At 42.5% G+C, this 18,278-nt stretch carries 17 protein-coding genes and 1 other annotated feature; of the genes, 12 read left to right on the forward strand and 5 right to left on the reverse strand.

Translation table 11 applies throughout. The annotated features are described in order from the left end of the window. Nucleotides 1-63 precede the first annotated feature (63 nt). The 8 genes from EKN16_RS30915 to EKN16_RS30950 all read left to right on the forward strand — a co-directional run bounded on the left by EKN16_RS30915 (nucleotide 64) and on the right by EKN16_RS30950 (nucleotide 9,587). The gene (locus EKN16_RS30915) at nucleotides 64-969 is read left to right on the forward strand and encodes a DMT family transporter (protein ID WP_125665346.1); all 906 of its coding nucleotides are present in this window, start codon (nucleotides 64-66) and stop codon (nucleotides 967-969) included. Nucleotides 970-1,206: 237 nt separating this feature from the next. Beyond that, nucleotides 1,207-2,703 carry a UDP-N-acetylmuramoyl-L-alanyl-D-glutamate--2,6-diaminopimelate ligase gene (locus EKN16_RS30920; RefSeq protein ID WP_125665348.1) on the forward strand — a complete coding sequence of 499 codons (1,497 nt, stop codon included), beginning with the start codon at nucleotides 1,207-1,209 and terminating at the stop codon, nucleotides 2,701-2,703. A 183-nt stretch (nucleotides 2,704-2,886) separates the two neighbouring features. Further along, complete coding sequence (locus tag EKN16_RS30925; protein ID WP_125654374.1) at nucleotides 2,887-4,209, forward strand: IS4 family transposase; 1,323 nt, start codon at nucleotides 2,887-2,889, stop codon at nucleotides 4,207-4,209. A 10-nt stretch (nucleotides 4,210-4,219) separates the two neighbouring features. Further along, nucleotides 4,220-4,468 carry a hypothetical protein gene (locus tag EKN16_RS33345; RefSeq protein ID WP_125665350.1) on the forward strand — a complete coding sequence of 83 codons (249 nt, stop codon included), beginning with the start codon at nucleotides 4,220-4,222 and terminating at the stop codon, nucleotides 4,466-4,468. 346 nt (nucleotides 4,469-4,814) lie between these two features. Further along, on the forward strand, nucleotides 4,815-5,603 hold the full coding sequence (locus tag EKN16_RS30935; protein ID WP_183530709.1) for a helix-turn-helix domain-containing protein: 789 nt from the start codon (nucleotides 4,815-4,817) through the stop codon (nucleotides 5,601-5,603). Between the two features lie 203 nt (nucleotides 5,604-5,806). Continuing rightward, a complete protein-coding gene (locus tag EKN16_RS30940) occupies nucleotides 5,807-6,391 on the forward strand; it encodes a TMEM175 family protein (RefSeq protein ID WP_125665353.1) in 585 nt (194 codons plus the stop codon). 260 nt (nucleotides 6,392-6,651) lie between these two features. After that, nucleotides 6,652-6,913 (forward strand) — a binding site (T-box leader). A gap of 42 nt (nucleotides 6,914-6,955) precedes the next feature. Then, complete coding sequence (metG, locus tag EKN16_RS30945; RefSeq protein WP_125665355.1) at nucleotides 6,956-8,596, forward strand: methionine--tRNA ligase; 1,641 nt, start codon at nucleotides 6,956-6,958, stop codon at nucleotides 8,594-8,596. 205 nt (nucleotides 8,597-8,801) lie between these two features. Continuing rightward, nucleotides 8,802-9,587, forward strand: coding sequence for an arylamine N-acetyltransferase family protein (locus EKN16_RS30950; protein ID WP_125666853.1), 786 nt, complete (start codon nucleotides 8,802-8,804; stop codon nucleotides 9,585-9,587). 166 nt (nucleotides 9,588-9,753) lie between these two features. Here EKN16_RS30950 and EKN16_RS30955 read toward each other — a convergent pair whose 3' ends face one another. Further along, nucleotides 9,754-10,338, reverse strand: a complete 585-nt coding sequence (locus EKN16_RS30955) for a TlpA family protein disulfide reductase (RefSeq protein WP_125665357.1) — start codon at nucleotides 10,336-10,338, stop codon at nucleotides 9,754-9,756. A gap of 91 nt (nucleotides 10,339-10,429) precedes the next feature. On the opposite strand from EKN16_RS30955, the gene yqeK reads away from it, so the two are divergent. Next, complete coding sequence (gene yqeK / locus EKN16_RS30960; protein WP_125666855.1) at nucleotides 10,430-11,050, forward strand: bis(5'-nucleosyl)-tetraphosphatase (symmetrical) YqeK; 621 nt, start codon at nucleotides 10,430-10,432, stop codon at nucleotides 11,048-11,050. A 169-nt stretch (nucleotides 11,051-11,219) separates the two neighbouring features. On the opposite strand, the gene EKN16_RS30965 is transcribed toward yqeK, so the two are convergent. Together EKN16_RS30965 and EKN16_RS30970 are read right to left on the reverse strand one after the other, a co-directional pair. After that, a complete protein-coding gene (locus EKN16_RS30965) occupies nucleotides 11,220-11,636 on the reverse strand; it encodes a VOC family protein (RefSeq protein ID WP_125665359.1) in 417 nt (138 codons plus the stop codon). A 13-nt stretch (nucleotides 11,637-11,649) separates the two neighbouring features. Next, nucleotides 11,650-12,138, reverse strand: coding sequence for an SRPBCC family protein (locus EKN16_RS30970; RefSeq protein ID WP_125665361.1), 489 nt, complete (start codon nucleotides 12,136-12,138; stop codon nucleotides 11,650-11,652). 619 nt (nucleotides 12,139-12,757) lie between these two features. Between EKN16_RS30970 and EKN16_RS30980 the strand changes: the two genes are divergently transcribed. The 3 genes from EKN16_RS30980 (at nucleotide 12,758) to EKN16_RS30990 (ending at nucleotide 15,993) form a co-directional block, all read left to right on the forward strand. Next, nucleotides 12,758-13,432 (forward strand): response regulator transcription factor, encoded by a 675-nt coding sequence (locus EKN16_RS30980; protein ID WP_125665362.1) that lies wholly within the window; start codon nucleotides 12,758-12,760, stop codon nucleotides 13,430-13,432. Then, on the forward strand, nucleotides 13,429-14,796 hold the full coding sequence (locus EKN16_RS30985) for a sensor histidine kinase (protein WP_125665364.1): 1,368 nt from the start codon (nucleotides 13,429-13,431) through the stop codon (nucleotides 14,794-14,796). Before EKN16_RS30980 ends, EKN16_RS30985 begins: the two co-directional genes overlap by 4 nt. Before the next feature lie 234 nt (nucleotides 14,797-15,030). Next, nucleotides 15,031-15,993 (forward strand): alpha/beta fold hydrolase, encoded by a 963-nt coding sequence (locus tag EKN16_RS30990; RefSeq protein ID WP_232016114.1) that lies wholly within the window; start codon nucleotides 15,031-15,033, stop codon nucleotides 15,991-15,993. Between the two features lie 254 nt (nucleotides 15,994-16,247). Here the strand turns inward: EKN16_RS30990 and EKN16_RS30995 are convergent, their stop codons facing one another. Both EKN16_RS30995 and EKN16_RS31000 read right to left on the reverse strand, forming a co-directional pair. After that, the gene (locus tag EKN16_RS30995) at nucleotides 16,248-16,922 is read right to left on the reverse strand and encodes a DedA family protein (RefSeq protein ID WP_125665368.1); all 675 of its coding nucleotides are present in this window, start codon (nucleotides 16,920-16,922) and stop codon (nucleotides 16,248-16,250) included. A 100-nt stretch (nucleotides 16,923-17,022) separates the two neighbouring features. Further along, nucleotides 17,023-18,231: an ornithine--oxo-acid transaminase gene (locus EKN16_RS31000; protein ID WP_125665370.1), complete on the reverse strand. Its 1,209-nt coding sequence runs from the start codon at nucleotides 18,229-18,231 to the stop codon at nucleotides 17,023-17,025. Between the last annotated feature and the right edge of the window lie 47 nt (nucleotides 18,232-18,278).

An 18,278-nucleotide genomic window follows, 5' to 3' on the forward strand; every position in this document is an offset into this window, starting at 1 on the left:
TTCTGTTATCATTCATCTGTTCTATCCCCTGTCTAGTATGATACATCAAAAGGGGGAACATCCATGATTATTTTTAATTACTTGCTCGTATGTCTCATTTTTGGTACAACATTTTTGGCGATTAAAGTAGGTGCGGATGCTCATACACCGCCTTTCTTCTCAGCGGGATTAAGGTTCACGGTGGCAGGTATCATTTTGTTTCTTTGGATGGTATGGAGAAAAAAGGCCAGCTTAGCGCTGTTATTCCGTAAAGAAGTGCTGCTCACTGGAATTGGCCTAACGTTCGGCACATTCTCAGCCCTTTACTGGGCGGAACAATATGTATCTTCCGGTATAGCTGCCGTTTTATCAGCTACGGGGCCGATGATGATTCTTATCATGCAAACATTCGTCATGCGGCTGAAGGCAACGGCACTCTCTATATTCGGGTGCATCCTTGGATTCGCTGGAATCGTCTTGCTGCTGCTTCCAAGCCTTACCGTGACCGCTAATAAAGTTTGGGTATTCGGATGCATCGCGATTTTGATTGGGGAGATCTTCTATTCTTCTGGTGCGCTATATTCCAAACAAGTTATTCAGCGATTTCCGCAAACATCACCCATTGCACTAAACGCGGCTCAAATGATTATGGGAGGCTTACTGCTGCTTATTCTGTCTTCTTTCACGGAACAAGTGGACATCAAGGGCATGTTGACGACCAAAGTGATCGGGCCTCTTCTCTACCTAATCGTTATCGGCTCAATGGTAGGACATAGTCTTTTCTATTGGCTTGTTGCCAAAACGAATCCCGTCTTTCCGTCAACTTGGCTCTATGTATCGCCGCTGATTGCCCTCGCAATCGGAATGCTATTTTATGGCGAGAAGATCACTTGGTTAATGGCTGCGGGAGTCCTTACAATTATCGGCGGAACAATTTGTGCTAATTTGGACAGCTTAAAGCAGTTGTTCCATAGGAGAAAGACAGTATAATGCCTCATTAGGCAAGGATAGGGGAGCGCAGTTCAGCCCTTTGTTCAGCTAACTGAACAGATTAGTTTAGTTTAGTTTAGTTTAGTGGTGATACAAGCCTGTTGATTAACCAGAATATGTAACTGAACTAGATGGATAGGTATTCGATATTTTCATTAAACTGAAAGAAAAATCATTCCACAGGGGGAATACTATATTATGTAAGCAGATTTCTGACTCGAGTCAGGGGGGACACTTTTGAAATTAAAGGAGCTTATTAATCAACTGACTATTTCTCACGTTAATGGAGATACAGACGTTGAGATTTCAGGGATAAACATTAACTCGCAACATCTAAAACCGGGAGAGCTTTTTGTTTGTATTCCCGGTATTCCTGGATTCCAAGAAGACCGTCACAAATTTATAGATGAGGCTATAAAAGCTGGTGCGGCTGCTTTGGTTTTAGAGCGTGATGTGTATGTAGATGTGCCAACTGTAAAAGTATCTGATGCTCGTTACGCTTTAGCAGTTCTTTCGGCACATTTCTACGGGTACCCAAGTTTGGATCTCAAGTTGATTGGAGTTACTGGAACGAATGGAAAGACAACAACAAGTTACATGATCGAGTCAATATTTGCTCAAGCAGGGTACCGAACTGGATTGATGGGGAATATCGGCACTAAAATTGGTTCCACAATGTTCGAAACAGATATAAATACACAAGATCCTAATCGGTTACAATCAAATCTAAGCAAAATGAAAGAAAATTCGACTGACTTCTGTGTAATGGAAGTTACTTCTCAGGGTCTTCACATGGGTCGGGTACTTGGTTGTGAATTTCGAACAGCCGTTTTTACAAATCTAACACAAGACCACTTAAATTATCATGGAACAATGGAAAGCTATCTCGCGGCAAAGGGATTACTTTTCTCAAGAATGGGAAACTCATTCTCGGCAGACCCTTCCAAACGAAAGTTTGCCGTTTTAAATGCTGACGACGAAGCATCTAAGTATTTAAAAAGTGTAACTGGTGCACAGGTTGTTACTTATGGAATCAATAACTTAGCAGATGTAATGGCCAAAGATATTCAGTTAACTTCAAAAGGTACAAAATTCAACTTGCTCTCCTTTGCTGGAAAGACGTCAATAGAACTTAAGATGATTGGAAAGTTTAATGTGTACAATGCTCTTGCTGCAATTAGCGCCGCACTTGTGGAACAAGTACCCCTTGATGTGATTCAACAAGGGGTAGCAGAATTGGTGAGTGTCTCTGGTCGCATGGAAGTTGTTGATAAGGGACAGGATTTTCTTGTACTTGCTGACTACGCTCATACCCCGGACGGTTTAGACAAAGCGCTCTCTACTTTACGTGATTTTGCGGAAAAGAAAATAGTTACTGTGTTTGGTTGCGGTGGAGACCGAGATCGAACCAAACGTCCAATTATGGGTGAACTGGCTGCAAAGTACAGTGATTTTGTTATCATTACATCTGATAACCCGCGTACTGAAGACCCTAACGGCATACTTAAGGACATTCAGCGTGGTTTAATTGATTCTCAAGCTCCTGTTGACTCGTATGAACTGATTGTTGATCGTAGGCAAGCGATTAACCGTGCTATTGAAGTGGCCAGTTCGGGAGATATAGTTATTATCGCGGGGAAGGGGCATGAAACGTATCAAATTCTAAAAGACGAAACGATACACTTCGATGATCGGGAAGAAGCAAGGGAGGCAATACGTAAGAAGAACTTGTAGAAAGTGTGAGGCCATCCATGGGGACAATGTCATTAAGTTAAGGCGCAGGGCCAAAAATCAAGAACAAGAGCAGGTTATCGAAAAGATAGCCCGCTCTTTTTTTGCACAAAAAAGAAAATAGAACTTGACAAGCAGATGAAATTGTGTGGCGAAGCCCCTTGGAAAAACGAGGAGGTTACGCCAATGAATGAGTACGCGAATTCGCTAAAAGAAACGCTGACATCCCTCATACGAGAAATGTCAGCGGCACCAGCACCTTATGTCAAAAAACCTGAACAAGATTTTACCCGAAAGAAAAAGCTACCCTTTGAAACGGTTATGCAACTCCTGATCTCAATGGGGGGGAACAGCATATATAAGGAACTCTTGGAATCGCAGGGCTATGACGTAAACACCGCAACCACTTCTGCTTTTGTCCAGCAGAGGAATAAAATCCTGCCGTCTGCTGTGGAATTCTTGTTTCACAAATTTACGCAATCGTATACGAATATCAAGGACTATCGAGGGTATCGATTACTTGCCGTTGACGGTTCGGATTTGCATGTCGCAACTGACCCTGCCGACACGGAAACTTATATTCAAAGTCAACCGAACACGAAAGGCTATAACCTTCTGCATTTGAACGCAGCCTATGACTTGTGCAATAGATTTTACGTGGATGCCATTGTTCAGCCACGAAGGTTGTGCAACGAGGGAAGGGCGCTTGCTGCTATGGTTGACCGTTCCCCCATCAAAGGCAAAACCATTGTTACTGCCGATAGGGGGTATGAAAGTTACAACAATTTCGCGCATATTGAACGCAAAGGGTGGAACTATGTCATACGGGTAAAGGATCTGAATTCCAGTGGTATTCTTTCGGGCTTGCATTTGCCCTTTAGCGGAGAGTTTGATATTGACGTTCATCTGACACTCACCAAAAAACATACCAAAGAAGTCAAGGCTCATCCCGAGATTTACAAGTTCGTCCCTTCCACGTCTACATTTGATTTTTTGGATCGGCATGAGAACTTGTTTTATCCGATTTCCTTTCGGGTTGTTCGTTTCGTCCTGCCGAGTGGCGCTTATGAAACCGTCCTTACGAATCTTTCAGTCGCTGATTTCCCACCCAATGAAATCAAGTCCATTTATAACATGCGATGGGGCATCGAAACTTCTTTCAGAGCATTAAAATACACCGTCGGTCTGACGAATTTTCACGCAAAGAAGCAAGAGTCCATCATCCAAGAGATTTTCGCAAGAATGATCATGTACAATTTCGCTGAAATGATGACCTCACACGTCGTCATTTCCCAAATGGATAAACGGCACCAATACCAAGTCAACTTCACGGTCGCCGTTCATGTTTGTAGACATTTCCTGCGCCCAAGGGACGATGAATCCCTGCCCGATGTTGAAGCACTGATTCGCAAAAACATTTTGCCGATTCGACCCATTCGACCAGGGCAGCAGAATACGCGCAAAATTCGCTATAAATCAGCTGTTAGCTTCGTCTACAGAGTAGCATAATTCGGTTCATATGAACATTTTTTTAAGCGGATATTCCATCCGCTTTGTTTGCTGTACGCTTTTTTCCTTGCTTGCACAAAAAAACAAACGGCACAGGGCTTTTTCCCATACCGTTTCGGATTCCATTTTTATTCCCTATCTTGTCTTTGAGCTTAACTTAATGACATTGTCCATGGGGATGGCCTTTCTTCGTGAAAAACTTGCCGTTACAGACAGCGCGGAGAACCGTATCACAAGTGATGGTAAAGCAAAGAATTGAATTTCCTGTGTTATCAGCGGACATATGGAGATAACGATTGATGGTGTATTGGCAAGGAGATATACCATATCGTTTCCAGTAGAGAGGCGAAAAGCTTTTTTTGTTGATCTTTTTTTTGCAATTAACCATAATTGGATTTTTAAAACTGCCTGGCTCTAGAGGTTGCGCAGCATTATATTGTTTAGTTGTTTGCGTCTCTAAGCAGGATGAGACGTCTTAAATAACTTAAAAACTAATCTCACTTTAGTTGTCTTTTGCTCATCAAATGAGTAATGGTGATTTGCAAGTTGCTTGTAGTATTGTTTTTATAGAAGCTTCAAGAAATATTATACGAGGAGTAATGATTATGAAAATCAGAATTGGCGAAAATCTTCGAAAACTTAGAATTAAAAACGAACTTACACAGGAAAAGCTTGCAGAGGTATTTGGTGTATCCCCTCAAGCAATTAGCCGTTGGGAAAATAACTCGACTTATCCAGATGTCACCATGCTTCCAAGCATTGCAAATTACTATAATGTATCAATTGATGAATTGATGGGAATGGATGATATTCGCAATGTCGAAAAAATTAACAGCACATTTTCTATTGTCCATGAATATGAGTCAAAAGGGATGATTGACGAAGCTATTCAAACGCTTAGAGAGGCGATAAAAGTATACCCTAACAATTGTGGATTTTTGTCTGAACTTGCATTAGCATTAACGTTAAAAATTAATACGGATACAAAATTTGAGTTAGTCAATGAAGCTATTACACTATCTGAACGTGTGTTGTTAAGTAGTACAAATGAAAAAATTAGAAGTACAACTAAAGCAAATCTTTGCTTTCTTTATTTGAAAATATATGAAGATGAAAAGGCTATAAAATTAGCTAAGACACTACCTCACGTTTGGGAGTGTCGAGAAATTCTATTACCAGAAATGTTCATTGAGGATGATTATATTATTGAATTGAAAAAAGGGATAATCACTGTTATCTCTGTAATCTGTGAGAAAATTGAAAATTCTAAAAAAAATAAGCATTCAAGTATTGATAAAATGATTGCTATTGGACCGAATACAAATTGGAATGATGATTTAAAAGGAAAAATAGAATTGCTAACGCAATTCCTTGATGTAGCTTCGATCGAATGAGAAGTACACGTTATACCCGTTAAGGCGAACCGTATCACAAGTAACGGCAAGTTTTTTAAGGAGCACATGACTATGAAAAAGAGCTTGGAATACGGTTATTTTCCAAGAGTGGTTTTCCTAAGAAAGTTTGAAGCGGAAGAAGGGAATTCAATGCTTGTGTCGAAACTACAATTTCAGAACTTTCTCAGAAAGGAATGAATGTGTTGAAAGCGAATCGCATGGAAGCGTTCAGCGATGGCGTGCTAGCCATCATAATTACCATCATGGTGCTCGAATTCAAAGTTCCCGAGGGCCACGATTGGAATTCCTTGGTCGACCTGGTTCCCAAGTTCCTCAGCTACGCGGTCAGCTTTGTTTATGTAGGGATATATTGGAACAACCATCATCATCTCCTCCACACGGTTCATAGCTTAAACGGAAAGCTAATGTGGCTAAATTTGTTGTTGCTATTCTCGCTATCTCTTGTGCCGTTCTCCACGGCTTGGATAGGAGAAAGTAGCTTCTCCTCCACGCCTACGGCGTTGTATGGTATCGTGTTGCTGTTAGCGGCCTTTTCGTACCGGCTGTTGCAACACGAGATTCTTAAACAGCACTCCTCCGATTCCGATTTCGTGGTCGCGATGGGTAGGGACTTCAAAGGCAAGATTTCACTCTTGCTCTACCTGATTGCTATTGTAGTGGCATATCTCAATTCATGGGTGTCATGCTTCTTCTACGTGCTTGTCGCTGCGATCTGGTTCGTGCCTGATCAGCGGATCGAGCGTGTATTAAGGAACAGGTCCTCCTAACCATGAAGGGATCCTGCGGAATTACGAAAAAACATGGAGGAGCAAGCCGCATTGATTCCTTATCTGCACGCCTCCTAGCGCATAACGGAAGATTAGTTAAGATTCATTCATGGCCATCCATTAAAGGATGGCCATATTTCGTAACTTGCCGTTACAGACAGCGCGGAGAACCGTATCACAAGTAGCGGCAAGCCATCTATTTAATAACCTTGACTTAGGAAATCATATTCAGTATACTTTCCAATAACTTGAATATTCAGAAAAAAGCTAAGAAGAGAAAGAGTACCATGGTGATGTCTTAATACAGAGAGCCCCGGTTGCTGAAAAGGGGTAAAGAATAACCTTGGGAATATGGTCTCTGAGCTGCGCATCGAACCCTCATTTGGTTGTAGGCTGCGCCGGAACCCGCACCCGTTACTGTGCTAGGGTATAAACGCAAACGCGTCGTACCTGAAGAGGTTAATGCTGCAAGGCATTAATAAAATTGGGTGGTACCACGTGAGCATAGCTCTCGTCCCTTCGGGATGAGGGCTTTTTTTGTTTGTCCAAAAAGGAGGAGTCTTAATGGCAAATATTTTTATAGGCGGAGCTTGGCCATATGCGAACGGTTCATTGCATTTGGGACGATTGGCAAGTTTATTGCCAGGAGATGTGTTAGCACGTTATTTTCGTTCGAAGGGAGGAAAGGTGTTGTACGTTTCGGGTAGTGATTGCCACGGTACACCTGTTGCAGTGCAAGCCATTCAGGAGGGGGTCTCGCCAGGGGATATTGCCGATCGATTTCATCAGGAGTTTGCCGAGTGCTTTAAACAGTTGGGGTTTACTTATGATTTGTACACGCGTACTGATCAAGTTTTTCATCATCATGTCGTACAGGAATTGTTTTTGAGTCTACTGGAAAAAGGATATTTATACAAAAAAACAATCCAGCAGACGTATTGTGAAACGGACCAACGATTTTTACCAGATCGATATGTTGAGGGGGTTTGCCCTGTTTGTAAGAACCGTGCCCGAGGCGATCAATGTGATTTCTGTTCTACATTGCTAGATCCTGCAGACCTATCAGACAAAACTTGTAAGATATGCGGGAACCCTCCTGTTGAGCGACCAACAGAGCATTATTACCTTGCACTCTCTGGGTTCCAAGCTGAATTGACCGAGTATGCAAAACAAGCTCAAGGATGGAAAGAAAATGCTGTACAATTAACCGGACGATACTTAAAAGAAGGACTTCAAGATCGTGCTGTAACTAGGGACTTAACTTGGGGTGTTGATGTTCCGGTTGAAGGGTTCGAAGATAAAAAAATCTACGTTTGGATCGAAGCAGTCAGCGGCTACTTATCGGCAAGCAAGCAGTGGGCTGCTGAGACAGGTGGTAGCTGGGAATCTTTCTGGCTGAAGGGAACGGAGGAAATAACCGCTTATTATGTGCATGGTAAAGACAATATACCTTTCCATACAGTGGTTTGGCCAGCATTGCTCTTGGGTGTAGGTGGTCTCCATTTGCCAGATCGAATAATTTCCTGTGAATATATGACCTTAGAAGGGAAAAAGTTTTCGACAAGTAGCAATTGGGCTGTTTGGGTACCGGACATTATGAGTCGCTATCAACCAGATTCCATTCGCTATTTTCTGATCGCCAATGGACCAGAGAAACGGGATACTGATTTTTCATGGAGGGAGTTCATCCATAGCCACAATGGGGAATTGCTTGGCGCATTTGGTAATTTTGTTAATCGAACATTGGCTTTTATCGACAAATCTTTTGAAGGACGTGTTCCTGAAGGAAACCTTAATGAAGAATGGAAGAAAACAACTGAGGATTTGTATCTAGCTTCTGGGGTCTTAATTGAAGAAGGTCATCTAAAGGAAGCTATTGAGCTAATTTTTGCTTATGTTCGCGGAGCAAACAAATTCTTTGATGAACAAAAGCCATGGGCACAGATCAAGGAAAATCGAGAAGCGTGTGGATATACACTTCATACATGTGTGCAAATGATAGCGAATTTGTCTAATTTATTGCATCCGTTCATTCCCTTCTCCTGTGAAAAAATAAGAAGGTTTCTAACACTTGGCCAACCCATTTGGAATTTGAATTCAGTTCCAGCTAACCGACAAATCCAAGACCTAGAGTTGTTATTCCAGCGTAATGACATTAGTCGGATTGAAGAAGAAACAAGTTTATTGGAGAACCAAAAATTGTAATTCAATCGAAGGTCGCGAGAGAATACTTAGCAAGACTTGCTCCACTAGTACATGGAGCCGTACAGAGTTTGGCTTCTCCAGATGTATAGCTAGTTGTATAATATCCAGGAAGGAATAACGAATTAAAACAATTTGTTTCCTAGCACTTGAGTCTATCTTCAGGAGAAAACGATCTTTGAGTCAAAAAATGGAGGGAATCTTTATAATGAATGAGTTGAATGGGCTATTTCGTAAAAGACTTGGCATCCCAGAGAACGAAAAACTTACATTTGAAACATTAGATAACATTCTTGAAAAAACAGCAACAATCCTTCCTTTTGAAAATTTATGCATCATTTCAAATAAAACAAGAGCTATAACAAAAGAAAATTTGATTAACAAGATTCTCATAAAAAATGAAGGTGGTCTATGCTATCAATTGAATCCTCTGCTTTATTTTTTCTTAGTTGAGAATGGGTATAATGTAGTATTAGTTCGCGGAGAAGTATACAATAATGAGACGAAAGACTGGTCGAAACTTGGTAGAACGCATGTAGCTATTCTTTTGCAGCATGAAGGTCAAACGTACTTGATTGATACTGGGTTTGGTGGCAACCTACCGCTAAAACCTGTGCCGCTAAATGGTGAAACAACCTCCTCTGTGAATGGTGAATTTCGAGTCAAAGCCATGGAAAGTGATTATGGGGACTTTATACTTGAAATGAAACTAAAATATAAAGATACAGATTGGAAAATAGGTTATGCTTTTGATTCAAAACGATCATTAGAGAATTTATCTGAATTGAATGAAGTCCAAGGAATCATCGTTGAGCACAAAGAATCACGATTTAATAAAACTCCACTGATTACGCAACTTAAAAGCGATGGGAATGTAACGTTAACCGATACTTCTTTCACACAATGGATTAATGGAAAATCGAAAAAGGAACAGATTGACAATGTTAAATTCAAAGAGCTAGCAAAACAGCATTTTGGATTCCAAGAACTATGAGAAGGCCGGAGGTAACCATAGTTGTGAAATTGAAAGGATGATACGCTCATCCTGGAACCTCGAAAACCGGCTTTAGGTCTGTTCGACACCGTGGCGGGGATGTAGCAAGTACATGTGTGAAAAGCGCTCAGCACGAGTTCGATAGGCAAAAGAAAAGGCAACCGGCCTAATATATCGGTTGCCTTTGTTCACTAATTTCTTGATCCTGCCGATCATTCAAATCAATCCATTTCTCAATGATTGTCTCCCACTTCTTCTCCGAAATGATTCCTGTGATGCGCTCCCTTACAATTCCTTCACTGTCGATAAGTAAGCTTGTCGGAAACGAAGAAATTTTATACAGATCTAGTGCTATACCTTTACGATCCATTAGAATTGGAAATGTGAGTTTCTGTTGATCGACAAATTCTCTAGCTTGTCTCTCCTTGTCGTAGCTCGTTGCATTAATACCATATATCTGAAGCTGTTCACTGTACTTTTTCGACAACGTCTGTAAATATGGCGCTTCCCGTTCACAAGGCCTACAGTAGGATGCCCAGAAATTAACGAGAAGCAGCTTGTCCCGTTTACCTCCTATTACAATGCTCATACCGCTGAGGTCAGGTAATTGTAGCGTAGGAGCAATATAATCAGGCTTCGGTTTCATGTGAGCGGAAAAAGTTAGCATCGTATTTTGTTTCTCATTATTCTGATATATCGCTATACCAGCTAAGCAAAGAACTACTACTATGAAAACAATTGTACGTTTCATGAGAATCCTTCTTTCATATCTTACGACTTACAAACATTACATATGTTACCATATAAAAGAATGGATGCTCAAGCTGGAGGGGATATTGTTTATGCACGCAGCTTATTCTGAGTTATTATTTAGCGAGTTAACCGGAAACTTACGTGAGGACGTTTATAATTTCTTATCGAGGAACGGCTGTGAGGAGATAGGGGTGCACTGCTTAAAAGTCGGGGAAGAATCGAAAAGAATTGCAATCATGTTTGGTGCTAACTCAAGAGAAGCTGAGTATGCGGGATATCTGCATGATATTAGTGCGGTATTCCCAAACGAAATAAGAATATCTATTGCTCATCAGCTAGGAGTTGAGGTTTTACCAGAAGAAGAAACCTTTCCGATGATCATTCATCAGAAATTATCAAAAGAGATGGCTAGGAATTTGTTCAACATATCGAATCCTACGATTCTGAACGCGGTAGGGTGTCATACAACTTTGAGAAAGCACGCTACACTTCTGGATAATGTACTATTTGTTGCTGATAAAATTGCATGGGACCAGTCCGGAAGTCCACCTTATATCAAAGACATCTATCAGGGACTTGAAAAATCCATAGAGCATGCTTCATATGCCTATATTAATTACCTTTGGCAGCAACGAGAAAAATTGAGAGTGGTACATCCATGGTTAAGGGATGCATTTTATGATTTAGATCAACTCCTGAGGGAATGTTGAAGAATGATTCAGTCATGAAAGATGAGATTCGAAGACCTATGTTCTCGATAGGTATGCAAGACTGATACCAAAATTACAAAGTGAAAATTTGTAAAGTTGAAAGAGAATATACCTTTTAACAGGATATTAAAAGGGCTGTCGAGGTTTTCTCGACAGCCGGATAGGCCATTTAAGCTTGATTGACAGCACTTTCGTCCATATAGATGAACTCCCAGAGGTGACCATCGATATCCTCAAAACTCCATCCATACATAAAGCCATGGTCAATCGGATCATTGAAAGGCTTCCCACCAGCGGCAAGGGCCTTGTTTACAATCTCATCGACTTCTTCCTTGCTTGAAGCAGATAGAGCCACAATCACTTCTGTAGTTGTCGTTGTATCCGCAATCTCTTTTTTGACAAAAGTTTTAAAGCGGTTTTCAACGAGCAGCATAACATAGATATTTTCTCCTACAATCATGCACGTGGTGCTCTCGTCTGTAAATTGAGGGTTAAATTCAAAGCCAACTTTCGTGAAAAAATCAATAGATTTGTTCAGATCTTTAACCGGTAAATTCACGAAAATTCGTTTTGCTTGTAGTGCCATTCCTATCACCTCATCATAGTTTTATCTTCGCCAATTGCTCCTCAAGTCGATCAAGTGTTGATTTTGCACCCTCAATAGCTCCATATTCTTTAATGACCATCTCTAGTTCTGCAGCTGATTTGAAAATCGACTGCATTGTGAGTTCGGTCTTATTGTTTTGCACTGCAAAAGTCACGTTCACTCGGAACTGCTCGTCCTCACCATCTCCGCCGTGGGAATAAACGAGGCGCTCGGGGTTAATGACCTCGATATAAGTGATTTTATTATCATAATCAACTCCGTCAGGACCATGCATAATGTAATGCCACACACCACCTGGGCGTACGTCTATTTCATGCGTGGTGATCGTAAAACCTCGGGGTCCCCACCAATGTGGCAAGTGTTCAGGATCCGTCCAAGTTTGATAAACGAGTTCACGCGGAGCATTCAAGACACGCTTAACAAGGAGTTCGTTATTATTAACTGAGGTAAACGTTGAATTCACTGCTTGTTCTTCTGCCATGATTTCATTCCTCCACCATTATTAATGGTAACCGTTCCGCTCAGCAAGAGCATAAAGGTCAAATTCATGTTTTTAATATACCTTTATAGGAATATTCCTGTCAAGGAATATTTGGAGCTGTTGTAACGGACATGATTGCACTCAAATAAAGGAGAGAAAGCCGTCCGATTTGGACGGCTTTTTGGTATGCTCGGCTACCTAAGAGAACAAGCTAAATCTGAGCCGTAAAGTTTCCTCCATCGACGGTGCTTCCCGGTGGCAGCAAATGCGCTATATTAGTCTTCCCATGTTGAAGCCAACGATCTTGATTCTCACCTTGCTTCAGTTGGAAGAAACTTGAATGCCGACTTCGGAATGTTTTACGCCATGGTAGGTGATGCGTCGCTGCTGTTCTCAACAACGGACGTTATCGACACCTTGGTATACCGCAGTCTTCGTAAATCAGGTGATATTGGAATGAGGGGAAGCTTTATGAGTAAAGTCAAGATTGTAATACAGTGGTGGACAGAGAGCCTAGAAAGATTAGATATGATACGTTACGTTATTCAATGTTTCAGATCTATTTATAGTATAATGGTTACTACTGTATGGAATGGAAAACAGGGAAAAGAGGGAACGGATGCCTACTATATTGGTTGCTGACGACGATGCGAACATTCGCGAACTCGTCTGTTTATTTCTACGCAACGACGGATTCGAAACAGCCGAAGCCGCGGACGGCAAGGAAGCATTGACCGTCTATGCCTCGACGCATGTCGATCTTGTCGTGCTCGATATTATGATGCCGGTTATGGATGGTTGGACGTTATGCAAGGAGCTCCGAAGAGCCAATCCTGATCTTCCGTTACTTATGCTGACTGCAAGAGGCGAAACATGGGAGAAAGTGAAAGGGTTCGAACTTGGGACGGACGATTATATGACGAAACCATTCGATCCGTTGGAGTTGACAGCTCGTGTTAGGGCTTTACTGAAACGATACCGGATTGGCTCCACGCAGACGATTCAGTTCGGCAACGTCATCCTTGATCGGCAGACCTATAAGGTGATGAGAGGGACGGAGTCGCTCACGTTGCCGCTCAAGGAGTTCGAATTGCTATATAAGCTCGCTGGAACACCCGGACAAGTCTATACGCGCGAGCAGTTGATCGATCAAATTTGGGGGATCGATTACGCTGGAGATGATCGAACGATAGACGTACATATTAAACGCCTGCGCGAACGGTTCGCGACTACACCCGATTTTCGTATCGAGACGGTGCGTGGGCTTGGCTACCGGCTTGAGGTGTACGAATGATCAGATCCTTATATACACGCGTCGTCCTGATATTTCTAGTCTCCGTAATCGGAGGAACGATCATTTCCTTTTTTGTGTCAACTTGGGTATTTAAAGATAAATTGAACGAAAACTTACAAATCCCCTTACTTTACTTCGGTCAGGACATCGCCCGGATTTACGAGAAATTACCATTACGTGAGGCGGACGATTTCGTTAGTGGAATGAATCAGCTTAAATCTTATCATATTCGAATTTACGAAGAAACAGGACAGTTCCAGTCATACGGAGCGCTTAACGGACACAATCCTACCACTGTGACTATGGAACAAGTAAAAAAAGTACTAGATGGAGAAGTTGTTCAAGTCAATCCGACTGGTGTTGCTACGGTCCTCTTAGGGTTGCCGTTGACAACTGACATGGGAACGAAAGCGATGTTTGTAGAATCGATCGCCCTCCCTTCCACCTCTTTTATCATAAAGTGGATTTTGAACTTTTCAACCTATTCGTTGATAGCAGGAAGCCTATTGATTCTGGTTGCTGCGATGTTCCTAGTCAGACCGATCAAAAAGCTGACAAAAGCGACTAGGCAGATAGCAGGTGGAGATTTCAACGTCAAGCTGAATATTAAGCAAAAGGGTGAGCTGGGTACTTTGGCTCGCAGCTTCGAAGAAATGATGCACGATCTGAAGCAACTTGAGCAGATGCGCAGGGAATTCGTAACGAACGTGTCCCACGAGGTTCAGTCTCCGCTCACCTCAATATCCGGTTATGCTATAGCGCTCAAGCAAGTAGACATCGCAGATAACGACCGAAGCCGCTATCTCGATATTATCATCGCTGAAGCAAATCGGATGTCCAAGATGAGCGATAGCCTGCTAAAGCTGAGTTTGCTTGAATCGCAGTCACAGCAACTGCGGTTGGTCACCTTCAGTCTTGATGAACAGATCAGACGAGTGATCGTCGCGATCCAGCCGCAATGGTCAGCTCGCAACATCCGTTTCGAGCTCAATTTGAAGGCAATTAACCTGACGGCTGATCATGACCAGCTCAATCAGGTGTGGACCAATATACTCGGTAATAGCATAAAATTTTCTGAAGATGGCGGCGTTATTAACGTCAGCATCAAACAAGATATCAACAATGTGATAGTCCGAATATCCGACACTGGCATTGGTATTTCCCTCGAGGACCAGAAGCGTATATTCGAACGGTTTTTTAAGGCCGATCGCTCCCACAGTCGTAAGTATGGCGGTAGCGGTATGGGACTCGCCATCGTTAAACAGATCGTATCGCTTCATCAAGGCGACATCCGAGTGGAAAGCGAACCAGGCCAAGGAACGACCTTCATTGTCACCTTGCCAATCACTACGCCAACAGATTAGTTAGTTTCATGTGGTATCAATCGGATTGACTAACCGCATTCCCCATGCTATGGCATTATGTGCAAGCTTCCTTGCATGTGACGCCGCAGCATTTTTTTTGCTTGTTCATACTCCGTTCATATTGTCGTCACAGGGAGTACATCTTCGTCGTATAAGCTTTCATTACCGGTTCGTTAAGGTAGCCCTATAAACAGATGAGGACAGGAGAAGATGAGAGTGCAACTAAGAGAGGTAATGAAAATGAGAGAGGGTACGAGAATGAAAAAAGCGCTTAACATTATACTTAAATCCATAGGAGTTATAGCTATACTAATAGTACTTTTCCTAGCCATTGTTTTTATAGTTAATATTGTCTGCAACAAATCGGAGCAGGGAAAAATAGAACCCTATGGTCAGTCTGTAACCGTCGATGGGAAAAAGATGAATGTTTTGATTCAAGGAAAAGGCGAAGAAACAGTCGTGCTCCTGCCAGGCTTTGGAACATCAGCGCCGGCACTTGATTTTAAGCCGCTAGTGGAAGAACTATCACCCTTTTACAAAGTAGTCGTGGTTGAGCCTTTTGGTTATGGATTAAGTGATGGAACCGATAAGGAACGAAACACAGCGAATATTGTAAGTGAAATTCATGAAGCTTTACAGCAGCTTCATATTGATCGTTACACGCTAATGGGCCATTCCATTGCAGGCATTTACGGATTAGATTATGCGAACAAATATCCAAACGAAGTGAGTGCATTTGCAGGGATTGATAGCAGTGTTCCAACGCAGGGCGGAATGGATGTCAAATTCCCAATAAAAACGTTTAAATTACTCAAAGATTCCGGTCTCTTGAGAATGATCACGAAAATATCTGGCGACCCGTATGCTTCATTGCCGTATGATGATAAAACAAAAGCACAAATAAGAATGATCACGAATAAGAACATGAATAATTCCACTACCCTGAATGAAATGAAAAATATTTATCCTAATTTTGTAGCAGCTAGAAATTTAACATTCCCTAAAAATCTTCCCGTTATTTTCTTTATTCAAGCGAATAACACAGGTGTGAAAAGATGGATACCACTGCATGAAGAGCAAGTCAAAGATTCTGTACATGGAAAAGTGATTACACTTGACGGAGAACATTATCTACACCATACCAAATCAAAAGAAATCGTTGAAAACTTTAGAGAATTTATGAAAGAAATAAAATAAGTGAACTGAAACAGGTCTCTCCACTATTTTGTACATGAATATAAGTGATATAAAAACCGCCCATTGGGTGGTTTTTTCACTTTTTGTTTGTGAAAGCGAACCCTGGCTGAGATTCACCGTGGTTAGCGGTAAGAAACAGGTCTTACTACCGGAGAACGGTAGGATCGTATTTGCAGGCGAGGTAGGTTCCAAGTTAGATCATTCGTGGTCTGATGGAGAACACAACGATTAAACAAGAAAAAAAAGCTTTAAGCTTAAGGGGAGCTCAGGCTCAATAAGCTTAAAGCCATTACTAATAGTGCCAATAGAATGACATAAGAGTTTGCTCTTGCAAATACGAAGAGCTGTTTCTTATATTTTTTAACCAGTATGAAAGCTGCAATTCCAAGTGCGATTATGCACCCAGCCCGGATGGAGTATTTCGTAATCAGATGGATGATTGTTTCGAATCGATGTCCAAGTAGTCTTCCAACCATAATGTAGGTAGTCACCCATAGCAGTGCTCCTGTGTGGTTGAAAATTAAAAACGTACGAAAACGAATCCGAATAATTCCCGAGACGTAGCCTGTGAAATGACGAAAGCCAGGAATGAAATAGCTGATGAGCAAGATTTTACTGCCATATTTCTCGAACCAGGACGTTATCTTCTCAATTCGCCCAGGATGTAGAAACATGTATTTGCCATACTTAGTGAAAAAGGGTATTCCCAGCTTCTGTCCAATGAAATAAGTAATTGTTGTCCCGATTGTCGTTCCGAGGAAGGACAATAGGATCACGAATATCAGATGGAATTGGCCGAGAGAGGCCATATATCCAGAATAGGCCATCGCTAATTCTCCTGGGAATGGTGTTGCTAAAGACTCGGATAGTAAGCCGAAAAATAAAACAAAATAGCCATATTGCTCAAACAAGCGGTTTATCCATTCCATACATCCTACTCCTTCAAAGCAAATGGTAAAAGTACTTAAATTAACTATACCCTTACAGCATGAGTTGAAGAACGGACTATGGAACAGTTTATTTCTAGACTTAAGTCGAGGATACACGCAAGACCGAGTAGATTCGCTCGATGGCCCAATCTAGCTCTTCCCGTGTAATGATAAGCGGCGGGGCAAACCGGATCGTGTGCTCATGCGTCTCTTTGCAGAGCAGACCGGCTTCCATCATTTTCTCGCAATAAGGCCTTGCAGGCACGGCTAGCTCCAATCCGATGAATAGACCGCGTCCGCGAATATCAGTGATGAGCGGGTTGTGGATGCTCTTCAATGCTTCCAATAAATAGCTGCCAAGCTCTTCGGAGCGCTCGGCTAGCCGTTCATCCTCAATCACCTTCAGCGCAGCAGATGCGACAGCACTTCCAAGCGGATTCCCGCCGAAGGTGGAACCATGTGAACCGGGGTCGAAGACGCCCAGAATATCAGGGCTGGCAGCGATGGCCGATACAGGGAACACACCGCCTCCGAGCGCTTTACCCATAATATACATATCCGGCACGACGTTCTCCCAATCGCAGGCAAAGCGACGACCCGTCCGACCAAAGCCGGTCTGAATCTCATCAGCTGCGAGCAGGACATGATGCTTGCTGCACAGCTCGCGAGCTTGGCGCAAGAAGCCTGCTGGTGGAATGCGAATGCCTGCTTCCCCTTGAATGGGTTCGAATAAGAAGCCTACGGTGTTCGGTCCGATTGCTGCTTCGAGCGCTTGGATATCTCCATAGGGAATGATACGGAATCCAGGCGTAAAGGGACCGAAGCCACGCTTATAGTCCGGTGCTGAAGAGAAAGAAGTAATCGTGATCGTTCGACCGTGAAAGTTATCCTCGCATACGATAATCTCTGCCTGATCCTCTGCAATTCCTTTTACATCATACCCCCATCGACGAATCGCCTTAAGCGCTGTCTCCACCGCTTCTGCCCCCGTATTCATCGGTAAAATCATCGATTTGCCCGTATATGCCGCTAACTGCGCATACAATTGTCCCAATGTTTCATTATGAAAAGCTCTCGAAGTGAGTGTTACTTTATCGGCCTGTTCCTTCAAGGCCGCAATAATAGCGGGATGCCGATGACCTTGGTTGAGTGCGGAATAAGCGCTTAGCATATCCATATATCGGCGGCCTTCCGGATCTTCAACCCATACGCCCTGCGCCTGCGAGATGACGATTGGCAGGGGATGATAGTTCCTCGCCCCATGCGTATCGGTTTGTTGAATGATTCTGCTGGAAGGGATATTCGTCATCGTGATGCCTCCTCCTTTATTCCGTTCCAAGGTCTGCTCAAAGGGTT

This window comes from Paenibacillus baekrokdamisoli (assembly GCF_003945345.1).
Taxonomy (GTDB): Bacteria; Bacillota; Bacilli; order Paenibacillales; family Paenibacillaceae; genus Paenibacillus_Z; species Paenibacillus_Z baekrokdamisoli.